Annotated in this window: 12 protein-coding genes; 8 read left to right on the top strand and 4 right to left on the bottom strand. The window is 53.4% G+C overall.

Annotated elements, in window-relative coordinates:
- Positions 1-120: 120 nt before the first annotated feature.
- Positions 121-2,397, bottom strand: a complete 2,277-nt coding sequence (locus HF324_RS19735; RefSeq protein WP_168860604.1) for an ATP-binding cassette domain-containing protein — start codon at positions 2,395-2,397, stop codon at positions 121-123.
- Between the two features lie 56 nt (positions 2,398-2,453).
- Here HF324_RS19735 and HF324_RS19730 point away from each other — a divergent pair, with 56 nt between their 5' ends.
- From HF324_RS19730 to HF324_RS19695, 8 genes are all read left to right on the top strand, one after another.
- Positions 2,454-2,882, top strand: coding sequence for a MarR family winged helix-turn-helix transcriptional regulator (locus HF324_RS19730; protein WP_168804131.1), 429 nt, complete (start codon positions 2,454-2,456; stop codon positions 2,880-2,882).
- A 48-nt stretch (positions 2,883-2,930) separates the two neighbouring features.
- Positions 2,931-3,815 carry a helix-turn-helix domain-containing protein gene (locus HF324_RS19725; protein WP_168860603.1) on the top strand — a complete coding sequence of 295 codons (885 nt, stop codon included), beginning with the start codon at positions 2,931-2,933 and terminating at the stop codon, positions 3,813-3,815.
- Between the two features lie 70 nt (positions 3,816-3,885).
- Complete coding sequence (locus HF324_RS19720; RefSeq protein ID WP_168860602.1) at positions 3,886-4,803, top strand: DUF6268 family outer membrane beta-barrel protein; 918 nt, start codon at positions 3,886-3,888, stop codon at positions 4,801-4,803.
- Between the two features lie 63 nt (positions 4,804-4,866).
- Entirely contained in the window at positions 4,867-5,925 is a 1,059-nt protein-coding gene (locus HF324_RS19715) for an RNA ligase family protein (RefSeq protein WP_168860601.1), read from the top strand.
- Between the two features lie 94 nt (positions 5,926-6,019).
- Positions 6,020-6,616 (top strand): hypothetical protein, encoded by a 597-nt coding sequence (locus HF324_RS19710; protein WP_168860600.1) that lies wholly within the window; start codon positions 6,020-6,022, stop codon positions 6,614-6,616.
- A 42-nt stretch (positions 6,617-6,658) separates the two neighbouring features.
- Positions 6,659-7,021 carry a winged helix-turn-helix transcriptional regulator gene (locus tag HF324_RS19705; RefSeq protein ID WP_168804126.1) on the top strand — a complete coding sequence of 121 codons (363 nt, stop codon included), beginning with the start codon at positions 6,659-6,661 and terminating at the stop codon, positions 7,019-7,021.
- 74 nt (positions 7,022-7,095) lie between these two features.
- The gene (locus tag HF324_RS19700; protein ID WP_168804125.1) at positions 7,096-7,722 is read left to right on the top strand and encodes a DUF2306 domain-containing protein; all 627 of its coding nucleotides are present in this window, start codon (positions 7,096-7,098) and stop codon (positions 7,720-7,722) included.
- Positions 7,723-7,753: 31 nt separating this feature from the next.
- Positions 7,754-8,362: a tetratricopeptide repeat protein gene (locus tag HF324_RS19695; protein WP_168804124.1), complete on the top strand. Its 609-nt coding sequence runs from the start codon at positions 7,754-7,756 to the stop codon at positions 8,360-8,362.
- Between the two features lie 93 nt (positions 8,363-8,455).
- Here the strand turns inward: HF324_RS19695 and HF324_RS19690 are convergent, their stop codons facing one another.
- The 3 genes from HF324_RS19690 to HF324_RS19680 all read right to left on the bottom strand — a co-directional run bounded on the left by HF324_RS19690 (position 8,456) and on the right by HF324_RS19680 (position 17,960).
- Positions 8,456-9,238: a hypothetical protein gene (locus HF324_RS19690; RefSeq protein ID WP_168804123.1), complete on the bottom strand. Its 783-nt coding sequence runs from the start codon at positions 9,236-9,238 to the stop codon at positions 8,456-8,458.
- Between the two features lie 123 nt (positions 9,239-9,361).
- Positions 9,362-10,285 (bottom strand): PorP/SprF family type IX secretion system membrane protein, encoded by a 924-nt coding sequence (locus tag HF324_RS19685; RefSeq protein ID WP_168804122.1) that lies wholly within the window; start codon positions 10,283-10,285, stop codon positions 9,362-9,364.
- On the bottom strand, positions 10,275-17,960 hold the full coding sequence (locus HF324_RS19680; protein WP_168860599.1) for an MBG domain-containing protein: 7,686 nt from the start codon (positions 17,958-17,960) through the stop codon (positions 10,275-10,277). Before HF324_RS19680 ends, HF324_RS19685 begins: the two co-directional genes overlap by 11 nt.
- Between the last annotated feature and the right edge of the window lie 135 nt (positions 17,961-18,095).

Genomic DNA, 18,095 nt, shown 5'->3' with positions numbered 1-18,095 from the left:
GATTTTCATAGTGGATATTTAAAAGGTCAAATTGAGGACGATATGGTCGCGTCTTTAAAGATAAGTCAGGTAGCGGCAATTATCTTGCAGTATTTTATTTTTTAGTAAGGGGTCAGAACTTTATTGCGATGTTTTTTTGTTGCCGCGTTCCAGGTATTTGCGCAGATAATCGGCTGTAGGCGTATGTGCCTGTTGCAGGAGGTCGGACACAGTCCCTTCGAAGGTAAGCTGACCGCCGTCTTTGCCGGCGCCGGGTCCCATATCGATGATCCAGTCGGCGCAGGCGATGATGTCTAAATTATGTTCAATGACAATCAGCGTGTGCCCGGCGTTGACGAGTTTGTTAAAAAGCGCGAGCAGTCTTTCTGTATCGGCGGGATGCAGGCCCGTACTGGGTTCGTCCAGTACCACTATGCTGTGTTGTTCTTTCAGTTGCGTGGCGAGTTTCAGTCGCTGCAGTTCTCCGCCGGAGAAGGTGTCCAGCCGTTGGCCCAGCGTGAGGTAACCCATGCCCAGGTCGTGCAGCATCGCGAAATGGCGGCGGAGCTGTGGTTGCTCCGGGAAAAATACGGCCGCTTCCTCCACGGTGAGGTCCATCACGTCAGCGATGGATTTCTGATGATAGCGATATGCCAGCACTTCGGGTCGGAAGCCGCTGCCGCCACATACTTCGCAGGGTATCTCCACATCGTCCATAAACGCCAGGTCAATTTTTTCGATGCCGAGGCCTTTGCAGTTGGGGCAGGCGCCCTCGCTGTTGCGGCTGAAGAGCTTATTGCTGACGTCATTGGCATGAGCGAAGAGGTTGCGGATAATATCGGAAATACCGAGGTAGGTCAGCAGGTTGGATTTGGAATGTCCGGCGATGCCGGACTGGTCTATCAGCGTGATCTCCGGGTGTTGCAACGGCAGCACGTCGCTGATCAGCGTGCTTTTGCCGGAGCCGGCCACGCCGGTAACGACGGTCAGCACGCCACGGGGAATTTCTACCGTGATGTCTTTCAGGTTATGCAGCTTTGCATGACGGATGGTCAGCGTGTCGGTAAATGTGCGTGGATGCTGATTGTAGGTTTGCTGCCGGGCGAAGTAACGGCCTGTTTTGCCGGTGCTTTTGCGCAGGCCCTTAAAAGTGCCCTGGTAAACGATTTCGCCGCCATGAGTGCCTGAACCCGGCCCCATGTCGATCACATGATCGGCAATGCGGATCAGGTCAGGGTCATGTTCCACCAGTAACACCGTGTTGCCTTTATCGCGGATCTTCTGAATGATGCGGGAGAGGTTGTCCAGGTCGGCGGGGTGTAATCCTATGCTGGGCTCGTCGAAAATGTAAAGCAGGTTCTCCAGGCTGCTGTCAAGATGCCGCACCATTTTAATCCGTTGCGATTCGCCGCCGGAGAGCGTGGGCGTTACCCGGTCCAGTGTGAGATAACCCAGCCCGATGGTGATCATATGTTGCAGCTTTTTTACCAGTTCGGCGACAATGGTGTCGTACCCGGCGGCTTTCACGGGACGGATAAAGGCCAGCAGCTCGTCTGCCGGCATGGCGGCGCAGTCGGCGATATCCAGGCCGTTTATCTTGCAGGAAAGTATCTTTTCATTGAGCCTTTTACCATGGCAGGAGGGGCAGGGCTGTTCCCGGACGATCCTGCTGATCTCTTTTTCCCGCAGCCGCAGTTCTTTGGTGTCTTTTTTCAGGATATCCCTTTCCAGCCGGGGAATAATACCGGTGTAACGCACGGTTTTGCCCCATTGGGGAGATGGGTGCGGCGGAACATGCTCTTCCGCATGGAGCAGCATCTCCCATTCGTCTTTCGTATAGTCGGCGAGTTTTTTATCGTTGTCGAAATACCCCGATTCCGTGTAACGCAGCCAGCGGAAGCCGCCCGGCTGAAAGGTCGGGAAGAGGATAGCTCCTTCATTCAGCGATTTGCTTTTATCTATTAACTGACCGATGTCTATCTGCCGCGTTTGCCCGATGCCGCTACAGACCGGGCACATGCCTTGCGGATGGTTGAACGAAAATGTATTGGCATACCCTACGAAAGGCTTGCCTATGCGGGAAAACAACAGCCGCAGCGACGTATAAATATCCGTGGCGGTCCCTACGGTGGAGCGGACATTACCGCCCAGCCGCTTCTGGTTGATGATCACCGGCACATTCAGGTGTTCGATGCTGTCCACGTCCGGCACGCCCAGGTGCTCCATCCTGCTGCGCACAAAGCTGTGCTGCATCTCGCTCATCTGCCGCTGCGCTTCCGCCCCGATGGTCCGGAATACGAGCGACGATTTGCCCGATCCGGACACACCTGTAAAAACGGTGATGGTGTTTTTAGGGATCTCCAGTGTCAGGTTCTTCAGATTGTGCTGGCGGGCGCCGGTGATTTTTAGCGGATACATGGTTAAAATTTTTATTAACTTTGTGAATAGTTAACAAAGTTAAATAATTTCAGGCAATGGAGAAAGCGCAAAAAGCCTTTTTTGATACCTATACCGATTTCCAATGTTACGTGATCGCTCAGGTCAACAACGGCGACTATAACGGTATAGGGGCTACGCACTACAACATGGTGGAATACCTCTACCGCAACGGTCCCGCCACGGGCAAAACACTGGCGCAGAAATTCCATATCAGCGCCCCCGCCATCTCCCGCCATGTAAAAATACTGCTGGAAAAAAAACTGATCGTCCAGCAACAAAGTCCGCAGGACCGCCGCCTCTTCCTGCTGGAAGTGACCGCCAAAGGAAAACACCTGGTCGACGGGTCGGAAAACCAGCGCCACAGCGTCACCACCCGCATCAGCAGCATGCTTCCCAAAAATGAACTGGAACAGTTTACCCGCATCCTGCGGAAAGTAGTAGACGTGCTGAAGGAAGAAGAATAGGGGTAAGACGGGGCTCAGGTGTCGTATCGAAGTAACAGCATCTGCCATATGAAAATAAAAAGGATCGCCCCCGCTGATTTTGAATGCCGGTATATGACGGCCGTGCCGCCGGTCTTCAAAACAAGGGACACGCCGCTGCAAATATTCGATATCCGGGAAACAGCTGCATTCATCAGCCTGCCTACGCCGCTCTACCGGCCGGACTACAACTTTATCGTTCACCTCACCAAAGGCACTGCCAGTCAACAGGTAGATGCCGCGGTAAAACACATCTCCCCTCATGATGTGCTCTTTGTAAAAAACGGTAATGTGACTGCCCTGCTGGAAACCAGCGACGACGTGGAAGGATATGTAGTGATCTTTGAAGACAGTACCCTCCGTCATCTGTTGTCCAAAGAAAAACTGGTCCGCCTGTTCAGCGCCGGTACTGTCATTCCCTTACCCGATGAGGCCAGCCACTGGCTTACCCCGCTTTTTATGCTGCTGGCGCGGGAAATATACCAGCCTGCCCCCGATTTGGAAATATGTTATTCCCTCTTTCAGGCCGCCCTTCTCAAAATCATCGCTGCCGACAAAGGACAGCATAAATCGGTCAACCGCAGCAGCGAAATCACATTCGCTTTTAAGGAACTGGTATACAAACACCATGTGGAAGAAAGATCTGTCGCTTTTTATGTAGATAAACTGGCTGTCTCCGTGAATTACCTCAACCGTTGCGTGCAGCAAACATTAGGCACTGCGCCGAAGGAGTGGATCAATAAAGTGAATATCCAGCACAGTCAGCTGTTGCTGCAGGATTTCACCAAAGACATCGCCGCTGTGGCGTTTGAACTGAACTATGAAGATCCAGGTTATTTCGGCCGTCTTTTTAAGAAGATCACCCGCCTTACACCTTCCGAATACCGCGCATCCCTGATGCAAAGTTTGTCCTGATAAAGGTAGATTCTGTTCGAAAGCAAGCGGCAGCCGCCGGCGACCTTTGTGTTATCAAACAAAAGAAAACATGAAACGCTTATTGCATCTGCCGGTGCTCATCTGCTTGCTGGTATCGTTTACCAAAGATCTTACTGCACAATTTATCAAAGACGTGGCGGGCATATCGGTGACTGCGCACGGAAAAAGCCAGTTCAGCGATCTGCCGGAGGGCAGCGGTTTAACCGGCAACAAATTCAGCTATAATACCTTCGATGCCTGGCTGTCGGCGCCACCGCTGCGCATCGGAAAAACGCAGCTTTTCCCGAATGTCAGCTACCGCAGGATGGACTTCTCCTTTGACAGGGAGAATACCCAACATCTCTATCAGCTGGATAAAATACATGAAATCAAAGCCGTCATCATTGTCCGGCATCCTATTGCGGCAAAATGGTCCGTACTGGGAATACTCATCCCCACAGCAGCATCGGACTTTAAAAATTCCCTCTCTGCCGACGACCTTATTGCAGACGGTATCTACGGCGTGGCCAGGCGGTTTGGAAAACGCGCGAACCTTGAAGTGGGGGTAGGCGTACATGTAATGTATTCTTTCAGGGAGTTCCTGGTCACCCCAGGCATATCTGTCGATTACAAAAGCAACAACGGCAAATGGACGGGACAGTTCTACTGGCCGAGGCTCAATGTTGTTTACAACGTATCTCCCAATACGCAGGCAGGCATTGCCGGGTCTATCGACTGGACAAAATACAACCTGAAGAACTTTACGGATTTTGAAGGCAGGGAGATTGACTATGCCCGGTTCTCAGCCATTCACGCCGGCGTACAGTTTAATCAGCGTCTCTATAAAAATCTGTGGTTGGGAGTGCAGGGCGGCATCAGCCTGTCCGGCAGCTACAAACTTTTTAGTCCGGGCCATGATACCATCCGGAACTTCTCCGTTGACAACACCGCTTACGGCAAAGCCATGATCACCTACCGGTTGAAGTAACCCCGTTTATGACAGGAATTACTTATTTTTACAGCTGTTAACCAGAAAAAAAGGGCTGTAAACATGAGAAGCCCAGGTGCCATGAACAAGAACTCCGAATACGAAAAAATGCCTAAAAGCCTGAAGGGCCTTCAGTTGTCAGAGAAAGCCATGCAGGACCTCAATAAATTAAAATGGGTGGTGACAGAAAAAATACACGGTGCTAATTTCAGCTTTGTGTATGAAGGTCATCAGTTGTTATTCGCCAAACGTAAAGCTTACCTGCAATGGACGGACGACTTTTTCGGCTTCCAGGCCGTGGTGGCCGGCATGGAGGACCGCATCATCCGCCTGTTTGAGCAACTGCAACAGGATATCCCGGCGCAGCGCTATATTATCTACGGTGAATTGTTCGGCGGGAAATACCCGCACCCCGATGTTGCGCCTGACCCGCAGGTACAGGCCATTCAAACCGGTGTGTATTATAGTCCGGCGGTGCGGTTCTGCGCTTTCGACATTGCTGTGGAAACCACGGAGGGGGCTAAGCGTTATATCGATTATGATACCGCCATGGCCTACTTTCAGCAGTTTGACATCTTCTATGCCAAAGCGCTTTTCACCGGTAAGTGGAACGAAGCGCTGAATTTCAATACCCGTATTTTTTCCACGGTGCCCGCACAGCTGCAGCTGCCGGAGTTGGCGGCGAACCTGATAGAAGGGGTGGTGATCAAACCGCTGCATCATTCCGGGCTCACCAGCCTGGACACGCGCCCGGTCATCAAACTGAAAAATCCCGAGTTCGATGAAGAGGAAAAGTTCCACGAAGCGGAAAAATGGTCCTTTATCCCGGAGGTGAGTTCCCGCTCCGCGCAACTTTCTTTTCTGGTCGACGAGATGGCCCGTTACATCACAAAAAACCGGCTGGACAGTGTGCTGTCAAAGACCGGCCGGCTGGATGCCGCCGACAAGCAGCGGCTGGAAGAGGTCCGGCGGGAATTCCTGGACGATGTGTACACAGACTTCAACGAAGACAACGGTAACATCCTTGCCGACCTGGAGGAGACCGACCGTCGCTGGGTGAGGGAGCGTACTGCTACACGCATCGCCGCATGGATGACTGATCATGCCGGTAGACCGGAATGATCAGCCGGGATGGTTTCCTATCCCAAAAGATTCCTCCGCGAAAAAATACTGACGGTAAAATTTTCTGTAATTTAAAGGTGTCAATCCCTTTGCTATGTACAGATTTTTGTTGTGGATACCTATACTGGTATTGCTTGGTACCGGTTATACCTATGGTCAGGCCGGCGCCTTCAAGGTGAAAGGAAGCATCGATACAGCTAGCGTCAAAGCCGGTCGCTACCTCGACCGGGCTAAAATGTGTTCCGTACAGGAGTTTGTTAAAATGTATATAGCCGTGGGAGATACCGTCCGGTCCCGGAAATGGGGATATACGCACTTGGAAAAGCTATACCAGGATGCTACCTTCGCCTACTATGGGCAGGTAAAAAGCGGAGGGTTGCTAATGACGTTTTTTAAGGTTCCCGCCTCTGACCTGTCGGGCCTCGATTATAAAACGCTCGATTATCAGATGCTAACGAAAAAGTTTATGGAGGAGATATTTCCCGCGGACGACAGGAAGCTGTTGGGACGAAAAAAAGGGTTGAACAATTGCTGGACCGCCAATGAAGTGTTCGATTTTATCTATCATCCTGACAAAAAGCAGCTGGAGGTGGCTTACCACTGGACGGTGGACTGCAATTACCGGTCTAAAAAAATACGAAAACACTATACTGCGCTGTATGATCCGGCATCGAAGCAGTTTGTGAAATAACCCGGAATACCGTTATTTTGTTTCTTCGGAAAAACCTATAACATGTTTACATACGAACGTAAGACGCCGGTGGACCTGGACTGTGGCATCACCGTATATATGCAGGTGCTGGGCGCAAAATGGAAACCCTGCCTGATCGATATGATTAACAAGGGTTATCAGCGGCCCAGCGAAATGCACCGCCTAATTCCTGAAGCTACGCCGCGTGTGCTGGATATGCAGCTGCGCGAGCTGGAGGCGATGGGCGTGGTGGAAAAAAACGCCTCTTCCGGTTTCCCGCTCAAAGCCCATTACAGCCTTACAGACCTCGGCCAGTCGCTCATTCCCCTGGTGGAAGCGCTTGACAACTGGGGGAAACAGTACGGCGAAAGGGTGAAACAGGCCATCGCGGAAACCGCTGCCTGATACCGAATAATTTTTCGGTTATTGATTCTTGCAGCACGGATACGGAGTTTTGTAGCCGTAAATCTGTAAGCATCATGAATAAAACTCTTATCGACAGGTCTTTCTCCTTCAAGGATGGTATCTATGTACTGCTGTGGCTTGGCATTCTCTTTATCACGTGGACATTCATGCACGGCGCCGACCATTACCTGCAGCTTACCCCCGAAGCGCTGGGACGGTATTTCCCGGTGCGGTGGTTCCTGCTGATGCATATCACCTCCGGCGGCGGCGCGCTGGTACTGGGACCGCTGCAGTTCTGGAAGCGGCTGCAGTCCAGCAAACGGTTGCACCGTGTCGTCGGTTATCTTTACCTGCTGGCCATCCTGGCCAGTAGCCTCTGCGCCGTGGTATTGGCCTCCACTACCGCCTACGCCGTTAACTGGGCCTATGCCTTTTCCCTGCAAATATGGGTGTCTGTCTGGATCACTACTACCGGCATAGCCTGGTGGCTGGCCGTGAAGCAAAAATTCAAACAACACAAGGACTGGATGATCAGAAGTTACCTTGTCACGCTGGCGTTCGTTGTGTCCGGCCTGATACTGAAGATGCCGGTGATCTACCAGCTGGGCGATTTCGCTTCGATCAGCCCGTCTTTTTTCTGGCTGGGATGGGCGCTGCCGTTGTATGTCTATGAAATGGTGAAGGCTGTGCGATTAAAGTAATACCTTTGTGCAGGTCTTATATCCTGCAGACATGATCACGTTTCTCTCAAAAAAAGAACAGCAAAGGCGCTTCCTGTTGGGGTACCACCTTGCCTACGAAACTACCTCCCGCAAAAAAGACTGGAACAACATTTTCTGCCTCTGGCAGAGTGCAGCCACCAGCGGCCATAAAAGGGCGCAGTTTTATCTGGGCACCTGTTATGATCATGGCCTGGGATGTAAGCGGAGTCTGGCTACAGCCATAGAATGGTATTTAAAAGCCGCCCGCCAGGGACATACGGCGGCTCAGTTTAACATCGGCTTCTGTTACCGCAATGGCGACGGCGTGGAACAGAACTACCGGAAAGCCCTGAAATGGTTTGCACAAGCCGCCAGTCACGGAGACATACCTTCACAGCGGGAAGTGGGATATAGTTACTTCTATGGCCAGGGTATCCAGCGGGACTGGCAGAAGGCGGTCTACTGGTATAAAAAAGCTGCCTGCAAAAATGATCCGCTGGCGCTGTATAATCTGGGACTTTGTTATAAAGAAGGAGAAGGCGTCCGAAAATCATTGCGCTGGGCAAGGTATTATTTTCAGCGGGCCGGTGCGCTGGGCCATAAAAAGGCGGCGGGGCAGCTGAAGAAGCTAAAGGTGTAACGCTTTCCTGCCGGATACAATGCGTGACAGCGGGCAACAAAAAAGCCGGTGGTATCATAACAGCGATACCACCGGCTTTTTAAATTATCTCTCTTAAAATTTGATCAGCAGTTTCTCTGCTACCAGCTGGTTGTCTTTGTAATGTTCAAAGTACCAGTCTCCGTTTTTCTTCACTACTACACCATGCAGTGTGCCGTTTTCTGCAATAAAGAAATCCTGTACGGAAGTCTTCAGCAGGGTTAAAACAATTTTAGGCGAGGTATCGATCAACTGGTAACCGTTGGCGATAGCCTGTGCATAGAGCGTGCCGGCGGCGTCTTTCACTGCCGGTGTGGCGGGAACGGGCGCAGGAGCCGGAGCGGAAGCTGCCGGAGCAGGCGTGGGTGCTACGGCTGCCGGCGCGGGTGTTGCCGGCATGGTTTGCCCCGCTGCCTGCGTATGGGTGGTACCGTTATATGTATACGGCTCATCTTTCAGGGAACTGAAAGCGTCTCTTAAAGCCATATTGTATGAAGTGTTGAACTCCTTTTCACGGCTTTTGCCTTCTTTGCTTTTGAAGACGATGTTACCCTGGCAGTCTTTTAACACCAGTGTCAGGTTGGTCGCGAACAGCGCCTTACGTTGGGTCACCTCTGCCTTCAGGGCGTTGCATTTGTTGCCGGCCAGTTCCTGCGGCAATTGGGTATTGTCGAAATAGGCGGTGAAGCCTTTTTCTTCCACCAGCATCTTGGCCAGGGTGTTGAGCCCATACTGGTTGTCTTCCCGCGAGAAATCAAACCGCTCGGGTATCAGCACGTATTTGTAGTTATTGATGGTGTTCTGGGCATACCCGGACACAGAAAACATTACGAGAAATAATAAAGCGAGTCTTTTCATATCGAATTTTGTCTGCTACTGTAGCGAATATATAAAATAACCGGTGAAAATATCTCCCGCGTGTCAGCAGACAATAAAAAAGGGCGCCCGGGCGCCCTTTTTTACAGATGATGATGATGAAGGTTATTTAAACAGATGGACAACGAGGTCCAGCTCAAAAGTACCGTTGGTATAGTTGGCCAGCCCTGCGGTCTGGGAGTGGTACACCAGCTGAAGTCCGGCAACGGACCGGTAATGGATACCGGCTCCCGCGCTGAAGCTCTTGCTGGAATGGTACATACCGAATACGTTGAACAGGTTTTCCATGAACAGAAAATTGGCGCCGGCATCGATGATGTCGTCGTACCCTTTCATGCCGCGCAGGCATACTTTCGGTTCTATGGAGGTCAGCTGCCCGTTGACCGGGAACCGGTAGGAGGCTGCAGCGAAAAACAGGTTCCTGTTGATGCCGAAGTCAGAGGATTTGTCTTTCACAAGGCTGACGAGGTTAGGCAAAGAACCCTGTAAGGTTAGCCCTTTTCGGGTAAAGGCCATGCCGAAATCTGCTTCGAAGTAATTGTCCCGCCGGTTGAACGCGTTGATGTTGGGGTCGTTCATATCGCCATTGACCGCCTTGGTGTCCAGCCGCCGGGCAATGAAAGCGCCGGACAGGCCGAAATGGAGCATGCTGCGTTCGTCGGCCGTGAGCGGCAGGTGATAGGCATAGGAAAAAGCCACCTTGGTATTGTTTAGCAGACCGGCTTTGTCGTTGTATATATTCATCCCGATGCCTACCCGGTGGAACAGTTTATAGTCAGCTGTGAGCGATTTGGCTTCGGGCGCGCCGGGCATATCCGACCAGGGGCGCTGGTAAGCGAGATATACATGCAGCCCGGTGTCGATACCGGCCATCGCCGGATTGGCGAGGTACGGGTTCAGAAAATACTGTGCTCCCAATGGCTCGTACAGCTGCGACGGGTTGCCGGCCGTCTGTGCGCCGGCGGAGTGGGTGCCGAGCGCCCACATGCCCGGCAGCAGCAGATATCTGACTAGCTGTTTAATTTTCATGTACAATGGTAATAAAGCCTTTGAATAATGGTCTGTTTTCGCCCAAATCGATAATGTAGTAGTAAGTACCTTCGGCCAGGCGTTGACCATTGACGGTACCTTTCCAGTTGTTGGTGTAGCCACGCTGACGGTAGATCATTCGTCCGGTGCGGTCGAAGATCTTCACCTCGTTTTGCGGGTACATGTCTATATTCTTCACGACCCACACGTCGTTGATGCCGTCGCCGTTGGGCGTCAGAATATTAGTAGGCTCCAGCTTATAATCTTCTTTTACGTTGATGGTGACGTCTTTGACCACGCTGCAGCCTGCTGCGTTGCTGATGGTAACCCGGTAGGTAGTGGTGGCCGTGGGCCTTGCTACAGTTGCCGGCGCAGTGGCGTCGCTTAAGCCGGTCGCTGGTTCCCAGTGGTAGCTGGCGCCGCCGGAAGCCACCAGCGTCACGCTTTCGCCTTTGCTGATGGTGGTATTGCCATTTACCTGCAGATGGCCTGCCGGTAACGGGTTTACGGTAACCTGCGTTGCAGCGGACGTTACTCCGGCGTTATTGGGATAGATGGCTTTCACCGTATAGCTGCCGCTTTCGGTAATGGTGAGCGTGCGGCTGCCGGCGCCATTGATCCGGATATTGTTGCGGTACCATTCGTATGCCGGCGCTGCGGTGGACTGTAAGGTCACGCTGCCGGCCTCGCAGAAGACGGTGGCTCCCTGGGCGGTGATCACAGGCAGCGGATAAGCGGTGACCACAATGGTCTGCATCACCGGCGCCGCTGCTTCGTAGTTGCCGTTACCAGCCTGCGAGGCGGTGATCACGGCGGTACCGGCGTTGCCTATGGTAGCAGTACTGCCGCTGACAGCTACCACGGTGGTATTGTTGCTGCTGAAGCTCACCGGCAAGCCGGAGCTGGCGGTTGCCACCAGCGGAAAATCCGCGTCGCCCTGATTTTTATTGCCCGGTGCGGTAAAGCTGATCTGTTGTGACGCTTTTTGAATGGTGAGGGTGCCGCTGTTATATGTCAACGTATAGTCGTTACTGTTAAGACCGCCCGGTGTGATGTTATACGTGCCGGCATTCACAGCTCCCTGAGAGGTACCGCTATAGGACAGCGTACCGGTTAACCTGCCTGTATTATCGCCATTTACAAATCCCGTATAGGCTACTCCGTTACCACCGGTGTAGGTGGCGCCGTTATAGGTACGCGTGTCGTTTTTCGCGGTAACGGTCAACGCTGCTTTAGCCACGTTGAAGGTGCGGTTAACCGGAGCCGCCGGTTTGAACCCGCTGTTGCCTGGCTGACTGGCAGCGATGGTCACGGTACCGGCGCCGGTCAGGGTAACGGTATTACCGTTGATCGTTGCGGGCCCGCTGACGATACGGTAGCCTACCGGCAGCGTACTGCTGGCGGTGGCACTGAGTGTAAATGCGGCATCGCCATAGGTCCTGTCACTGATCGCCGGGAAGGTGATGGACTGGTCTGCCGGGCCAACGGTCAGCGTGCCGCCTGTCAGCGTAAAGTGGTAGTTGGCGGCGTGCAGGCTGCCGGCAGCAATGTTGATCGGGTACATGCCGGCGACGCTGGTAATATTGGCAGTGGTATTTAACGCCGGCGTACCGCTTACCACACTGTGGTTTTCGTTGTACACAAAACCGCTTATGGTATATGTCAGCGCCGGGTTAGCACTACCAAAGTCACGTTGCTGATCATTGGCTTTTACCTGTAACACGGCCGGCAATACGGTGAAGCTTTGACTTACCGGTGCAGCGGCGTTATAGTTAGCATCACCATTTTGGGTAGCCGTTACCGTTACAGTGCCCACGCCGGTGATGTGAAGCATGTTGCCACTGATGGTAGCGGGGCCGGCTGTTACAGCAAGGCTGACGGGCAGGCCCGCGTTGGAGGTGGCGCTGATCGCAAACGGTACATCACCATAGGTTTTATTCGCCAGCGTATTGAAGCGGATGTTTTGCGCCGCTTTGGCGACGGTGAGTTGGCCGTTCTCAAAGCGAAAACTGTAATGAGCGGCAGCCAGTGAGCCTGCGGAAACGGTGACCGGATATGTCCCCGGAGCGCTGGTGGCCTGGGCGGCGGTGCTGATGTTCGCATCACCATTTACCACACTGTTGTTATCGTTGTATACAAAACCACTGATGGTATATGTAAGTGCCGGGTTGGGTTCGCCGTAAGCCCTGTTTTTGTCGGCGGCGGTAACGGTGAGCACTGCCTTGTTGATGTTAAAGGTATTGATTACGCGTGTTGCCGGTGTATAACGCGCATCGCCGGCCTGGTCAGCAGCGACGCTCACGGCGCCGGCGCCGGTAATGGTAACGGTATTTCCGCTGATAGTGGCAGGTCCGCTGAGCACCGTGTAAGTCACCGGTAATTGGCTGGTGCTGGTGGCGCTGAGCGTAAAGGCGGCGTCGCCATAGGTCTTGTTACCGATAGCCGGGAAGCTGATCGTCTGGCTGGTTTGTCCTACTGTCAGCACTCCGTCTGTAAGCCGGAAGGTATAATTAGCAGCGCTGAGATTACCAGCGGTGATTCCGATCGGGTAAGTACCTACGGCGCTGCTGGCATCTGCTGTGGTGCTGAGGGTCGGAGCGCCGGTTAAAACACGGTTGTCTTCCTGGTACACAAACCCGGTAACGGTATAAGTCAACGGAGGATTATTATTGCCGTACGGCCGTTGCAGGTCGTTGGCTTTGACGGTGAGTGTGGCAGGTGTGACCTTAAAGCTCCTGCTGACTGCTGCTGCCGCATTGTAGTTCACATCTCCGCTTTGTGTAGCCGTTACTGTTACTGTGCCTGTGCCGTTGATGCTGAGGATATTGCCACTGATGGCCGCCGGTCCGCCGGTTACCGCGAACGTAACGAGTAAACCTGCATCGGAAGTGGCCTGGAGGGCAAATGAGGGATCTCCATAAACTTTATCGGCGATGGCATCGAAGGTTATAACCTGACTGGCGGGCGTAACGGTCAGCGTGCCGGCTTTATAGGTAAAGTCATAGTTGGCAGCGCTGAAAGCCGGATCGCTCAGGCTGATGGGATAAGTACCGGCCGGACTGTTGATGCCGGCGGTGGTGCTGGCAGTAACCGTGCCGGCGACAACGTTACCGTTATCGGCGCCGATATAGCCGGTGATGGTATAGTCTAATAACGGATTCGGCTGTTTGTAAGCCCTTGTTTTATCGTTAGCTGTGACGGTGAGCAGCGCTTTACCGGCCTGGAAGGTTTGTTGTTCCTGTGCGGCCGGTTTATAGTTGCTATCGCCCACCTGATCGGCCCCGATGGTCACGCTGCCGCTGCCGGTGATCGTCACGGTATTTCCGCTGACAGTGGCTGGGCCGCTGATAACCGAATACCTGACGGGCAATCCGCTGCTGCTGGTGGCGCTGAGCGCAAACGGTGCATCGCCGTAGGTTTTGCTGCTGATAGCCGGGAAGTTGATGGACTGCTGCGCAGTGGTGACCGTCAGTGTACCATTTGCAGGAATGATAATATAATTGGCGGTGCTGAGGGCAGCACTGATCATAATCGGATAATCACCGGGTATACTGAGGATGTCCGCGGGAGTGGAGAGACGGATCGTGTTGGCGCCATTTACCACGGAAGCGTCATCGCCATTCACGAAGCCGGTAAAGCTATAGGTAAACTGCGGATCGTTCTGCCGATATTCCCTGGTCTTGTTGTCTGCCTTGAATGTCAGATAGGCTTTTTTGACGGTGAAGCTTTGAGACGATGGATTCGCTGCGTCGTAGTTGTTGTTGCCCGGTTGACTGGCGGTCACTACTACAGTACCGGCACCGGTAACGGTGAGGATGTTCCCTGTAACGGTGGCTGGCCCTGTAACAGTATAGTTTACCGGAAGCCCTGCATCGCTGGTGGCATTCAGCGCGATCGGCGCTACGCCATAGGTCTGGTCTGCCAGCGCCGGGAAACTGATCGTCTGCGGCAATGTGGTGATGGTGAGCGAGCCATCGGTAAAGCTGAAGTCGTAGTTGTCCGCGTGCAGGGTGCCCAAGGTAATGTTGATCGGGTAAACGCCTGCGTCGCTGGACGGACCAGCGGTGGTAGCGATAGCTGCTGTGCCGTTGACAACGGAACCGCCGTCGCCATTCACGAACCCGGTGATCGTATAGTCCAGTAGTGGATTGGGTTGTTTGTATGCCCGTGTTTTGTTGTTGGCGGTGACTGTGAGCACCGCTTTACTGATCCGGAACGTTTGTGTCTCCTGTAGCGCCGGATCATAATTACCATCTCCTGCTTGTTTGGCGGCAATAGTAACGGTACCTGCGCCGGTAATGTTGATAGTGCTGCCGCTAACCGTGGCAGGGCCGCTGACAACAGCATAGGTGACCGGCAGCCCGCTGCTGCTGGTGGCGCCGGGCGTAAAGCCGCCATCACCATAGGTCTTGTCACTGATAGCGGGGAAGGAGATGGTTTGCGGCGCAGCGGTGATAGTCATCATACCGTCAACAGGGACGATATTGTAATTATTGGAAGTGGTAACGGAAGTGAACTGAATGGGATAGCTGCCGGGCGTACTGTTCAGGTCGGCGGTAGTTGCAAGGGCCACACTGCCGGTCAGTACGGAGGCGTCTTCTCCATTCACAAAACCGTTGTAATAATAAGTCAGTGCGGGGTTGTTCCTGCCGTATTCCCTTGACAGGTTATCGGCCACAAGGCTCAGCGGAGCTTTGGAGACGGTGATACTGGTCTGTACTGCAGCCGCTGCATCGTAGTTGTTGTCTCCTCCCTGTGTTGCCGTAACGGTGATAGTGCCGGTACCGGTGATAGTGAGCATATCGCCGCTGATGGTGCCGGGGCCGGTGGCCGTATAATTTACCGAAAGCCCGGCATCGCTGGTGGCGTTCAGGGAAAACGGTGCGGCGCCGTAAGTTTTGCCGGGTATAACGGGGAAGCTGATGGTCTGCATGGCTTTTGTTACGGTGAGGGTACCATTTGCCACATTGAAATCGTAGTTATCGGCGTACAGGGTGCCGGCGTCCATCGTGATGGGATAGGTGCCGGGCACGCTGGACATGTCGGCGGCAGTGCTGATGTCTGCCACGCCGCTGACAACGGAACTGTTATCTCCATTTACAAACCCGGTGATGGTATAGTCGAGCGCGGGATTGGCCTGTTTATATGAACGCGTCTTGTCATCCGCTGTCGCGGTCAGTGTCGCCTTTTTAACGGTCAGGTTTTTTGATACCGGTGCGGCGGGGAAATGATTGACGTCGCCCGGCTGGCTGGCATTTATTGTAACGGTGCCGGCGCCGGTGATGGACAACATATTGCCCGTTACCGTAGCAGGGCCGGACACAGCGTATACGATATCAAGACCGCTATCGGTCTGCTTCGTCAGGGTAATCGGCGTAACGCCATAAGTCACCTCTGCCGGCACGGAGAAGTTAATGTTCTGTGTCGTGGGGGTGATCGTAAGGTTGCCGGTGGCGCCGGTAAAACTGTAATTATCGGCGCTAAGCCCGCTCACATCCGCTGTAATGGCATATACTCCAACAGGGCTGGTAAGGGTGGTAGCGGTGCTGTAGGTAGCGGCGCCGTGTACCACGGAGGCGTTTTCATTATAGACGAATCCGCTGTAAGTGCCGGTGAAGGTCGGATCTGCGGTGTAGTACGGTCTTGTATTGTCAACCGGTGTTACAGTGAGCGTTTTTTTGTTGACTGTCAGTGTCTGGCTGGCGCCGGTGGTATTGGCCAGGTAACCATTGCTGGCGCCGGCGGTGGCGGTGATCTGCGTGGTGCCCGCACCGGTGATTTTAATTGCGCCATTGACAATGGTAGCTACTGCCGGATTGCCGGACGTATAGGTGATGGCCCCGTCGCCATTGGATGTAGCGGAAGGGTAGAAATTATTGTCGCCGTAGGTGCGTGCCGTGATCGGATTAAATGTAATGGTTTGAGGCTGCGCCTGATATTCAAAGGCGCCAGGATCAATGCTGGTGTTGCTGATGCGGGGCTGACCGGCAAGATCGGTATTGCCTGCCTGCGCAGGATACCCGTTGGCGTTAGTAGACGGATCACCTTTATTGATGACCGGACTGGTGGCTGTCAGGGTCAGATCTCCGTTGTTGATATCGGTGAAATACAAGTTTAAGAAAAACGAGGACGGCGAATTGTTGGCATAGTAGGTCAAACCCAAAACGGTATAGTAGTAGTTGATAAAGCCGCCTGTCCGGATAACATCCAGCGGAACAGTGTTATTGGTGACGATGCTATTGTAAATGTCCAGTTGTCCGCCGCTTTGTTTGATGCCGGAGGATATGTTGCCGGCAATAGTGGTGTTAATGAGTTTAAGCGTACCGTTGCTGGCGATAGTCCCTTCGTCGGTACCGGCTTCGTTGCCAAAGAAGCTGCTGTTGGTGATGGTGGCGTTACTGGTAGCAGGAAGGTAGAGGGCGCCGCCGGAGGTCCCTGCTTTGTTGCCGTAAAAGCGGGCATTCCGGATCGTAATGGTGCTGGAATTGCTTGTATAGAAACCTGCGCCGTTCGGACCGCCGGTACTGTTGGAAGTCTTTCCGCCGGTAATGGTGACGCCATCCAGCGTAATATTTCCGCCGTTGGCGGTGACCACGTGATAACTGTTGATCCCCTGTATGTTGGCTGGTTTGAGTACAATGCCGTTGGTCAGCACGTCATTGTTGTCAATGTCTCCGCTGAGGACCACCGGATGGGCGCTGATAATGCGGTCGGCAACGTTGCTCTCTGTACCAGCAAATCCGCCGTATACCGGGATATTATGGACGAGCGCAAAGCTCGCAGCGGGATCGGTGGTGCTGGGTTTGTAAGTGCCTTTCGCCACCCATATCTGTGTAATGCCGTAAGCAGGATTGGCGGCGGCCGACAGGGCATCGCGAAGTTCCTTCAGCGGGGCGCTCCAGCTGCTGCCGTCTCCGGAAGAAGCGGATTGATTATTGACATATAAGATGCCGCCTGCGCCGGGATTCACAATGGCCAGCTGGCAGGGCGGTGTTTTCTTCAGGTCGTACGCAGCGGGAACGGGGGCTGCCATGGTGTTGTCTTTAGCCCAGTTGGCGGGATCTTGTATCAGGGCCTGCAGCGCTGGTACGGAGTTGGCTGCAGCAACGTTACAATTGTAGCGGCCATTCACTGCGGTGATGCCAGGGGACTGCGGCACAGAGCCCGGCAGCATGGATTTGGAGGAAGTGAACTCACATGGGTCCAGTGAGGCATCCCAGGCAGACCGGTTAATATTGAGTCCTGCAATGACCTGGATAAAAGGAGCAACTCCTGTGTAGGCGAACAGCTGATCGCCGGCCAGCCCGAGGCTGATATATTCTTTGTTACCGGAAGCGACAGTGCCTTGTATGCCCGTTACTGTGCCGACGGAGGCGGTAAGTTTGTATTTGCAGGTGATGACGACCACCTGACCGGCTTTGAGCGTGGCCGGGCCGGACTGCCACCGGATAATGCCGTCCGTCTGCGAGCCGCCGGCAGGGCAGGAGAGTGATTGAAAGTCGCTGCCCGTCCAACCGAGGTCTGTGAAGTAAATATTGGTGTTGGCCGGAAGGTCACGGAACAGTACAAACGAAAAGGCGTCGTCCTGTATGCTGCCATCGGTATCATCATCGAAGGTGGTAAAGCCGGTAAATGCCAGGTCGCCGGGGTTTTGCGCCTGAACAATTGCAGCCATCCCGGTCAGTAAAAGTATTATGATGACAGTCCTGCGTAAAAATAACTTCATAGGGGGAAGTCTTAGGTATAAAAAAATATATCGTTGTGCATCCTTTAATGCAGCATGTAGTGTTTGGGCGATCCGCTGCGCGGT

Origin of the sequence: Chitinophaga oryzae, assembly GCF_012516375.2 — a bacterium.
In the GTDB taxonomy this organism is placed as follows: domain Bacteria; phylum Bacteroidota; class Bacteroidia; order Chitinophagales; family Chitinophagaceae; genus Chitinophaga; species Chitinophaga oryzae.
Note: the sequence above shows the minus strand (reverse complement) of the source record. Positions and strands in the feature narration are given on the sequence as shown.

Bases quoted from the DNA above. Each gene is read 5' to 3' on its own strand.
- HF324_RS19735 (WP_168860604.1), bottom strand. From the start codon at position 2,397: ATGTATCCGCTAAAAATCACCGGCGCCCGCCAGCACAATCTGAAGAAC.
- HF324_RS19730 (WP_168804131.1), top strand. From the start codon at position 2,454: ATGGAGAAAGCGCAAAAAGCCTTTTTTGATACCTATACCGATTTCCAA.
- HF324_RS19725 (WP_168860603.1), top strand. From the start codon at position 2,931: ATGAAAATAAAAAGGATCGCCCCCGCTGATTTTGAATGCCGGTATATG.
- HF324_RS19720 (WP_168860602.1), top strand. From the start codon at position 3,886: ATGAAACGCTTATTGCATCTGCCGGTGCTCATCTGCTTGCTGGTATCG.
- HF324_RS19715 (WP_168860601.1), top strand. From the start codon at position 4,867: ATGAGAAGCCCAGGTGCCATGAACAAGAACTCCGAATACGAAAAAATG.
- HF324_RS19710 (WP_168860600.1), top strand. From the start codon at position 6,020: ATGTACAGATTTTTGTTGTGGATACCTATACTGGTATTGCTTGGTACC.
- HF324_RS19705 (WP_168804126.1), top strand. From the start codon at position 6,659: ATGTTTACATACGAACGTAAGACGCCGGTGGACCTGGACTGTGGCATC.
- HF324_RS19700 (WP_168804125.1), top strand. From the start codon at position 7,096: ATGAATAAAACTCTTATCGACAGGTCTTTCTCCTTCAAGGATGGTATC.
- HF324_RS19695 (WP_168804124.1), top strand. From the start codon at position 7,754: ATGATCACGTTTCTCTCAAAAAAAGAACAGCAAAGGCGCTTCCTGTTG.
- HF324_RS19690 (WP_168804123.1), bottom strand. From the start codon at position 9,238: ATGAAAAGACTCGCTTTATTATTTCTCGTAATGTTTTCTGTGTCCGGG.
- HF324_RS19685 (WP_168804122.1), bottom strand. From the start codon at position 10,285: ATGAAAATTAAACAGCTAGTCAGATATCTGCTGCTGCCGGGCATGTGG.
- HF324_RS19680 (WP_168860599.1), bottom strand. From the start codon at position 17,960: ATGGCTGCAATTGTTCAGGCGCAAAACCCCGGCGACCTGGCATTTACC.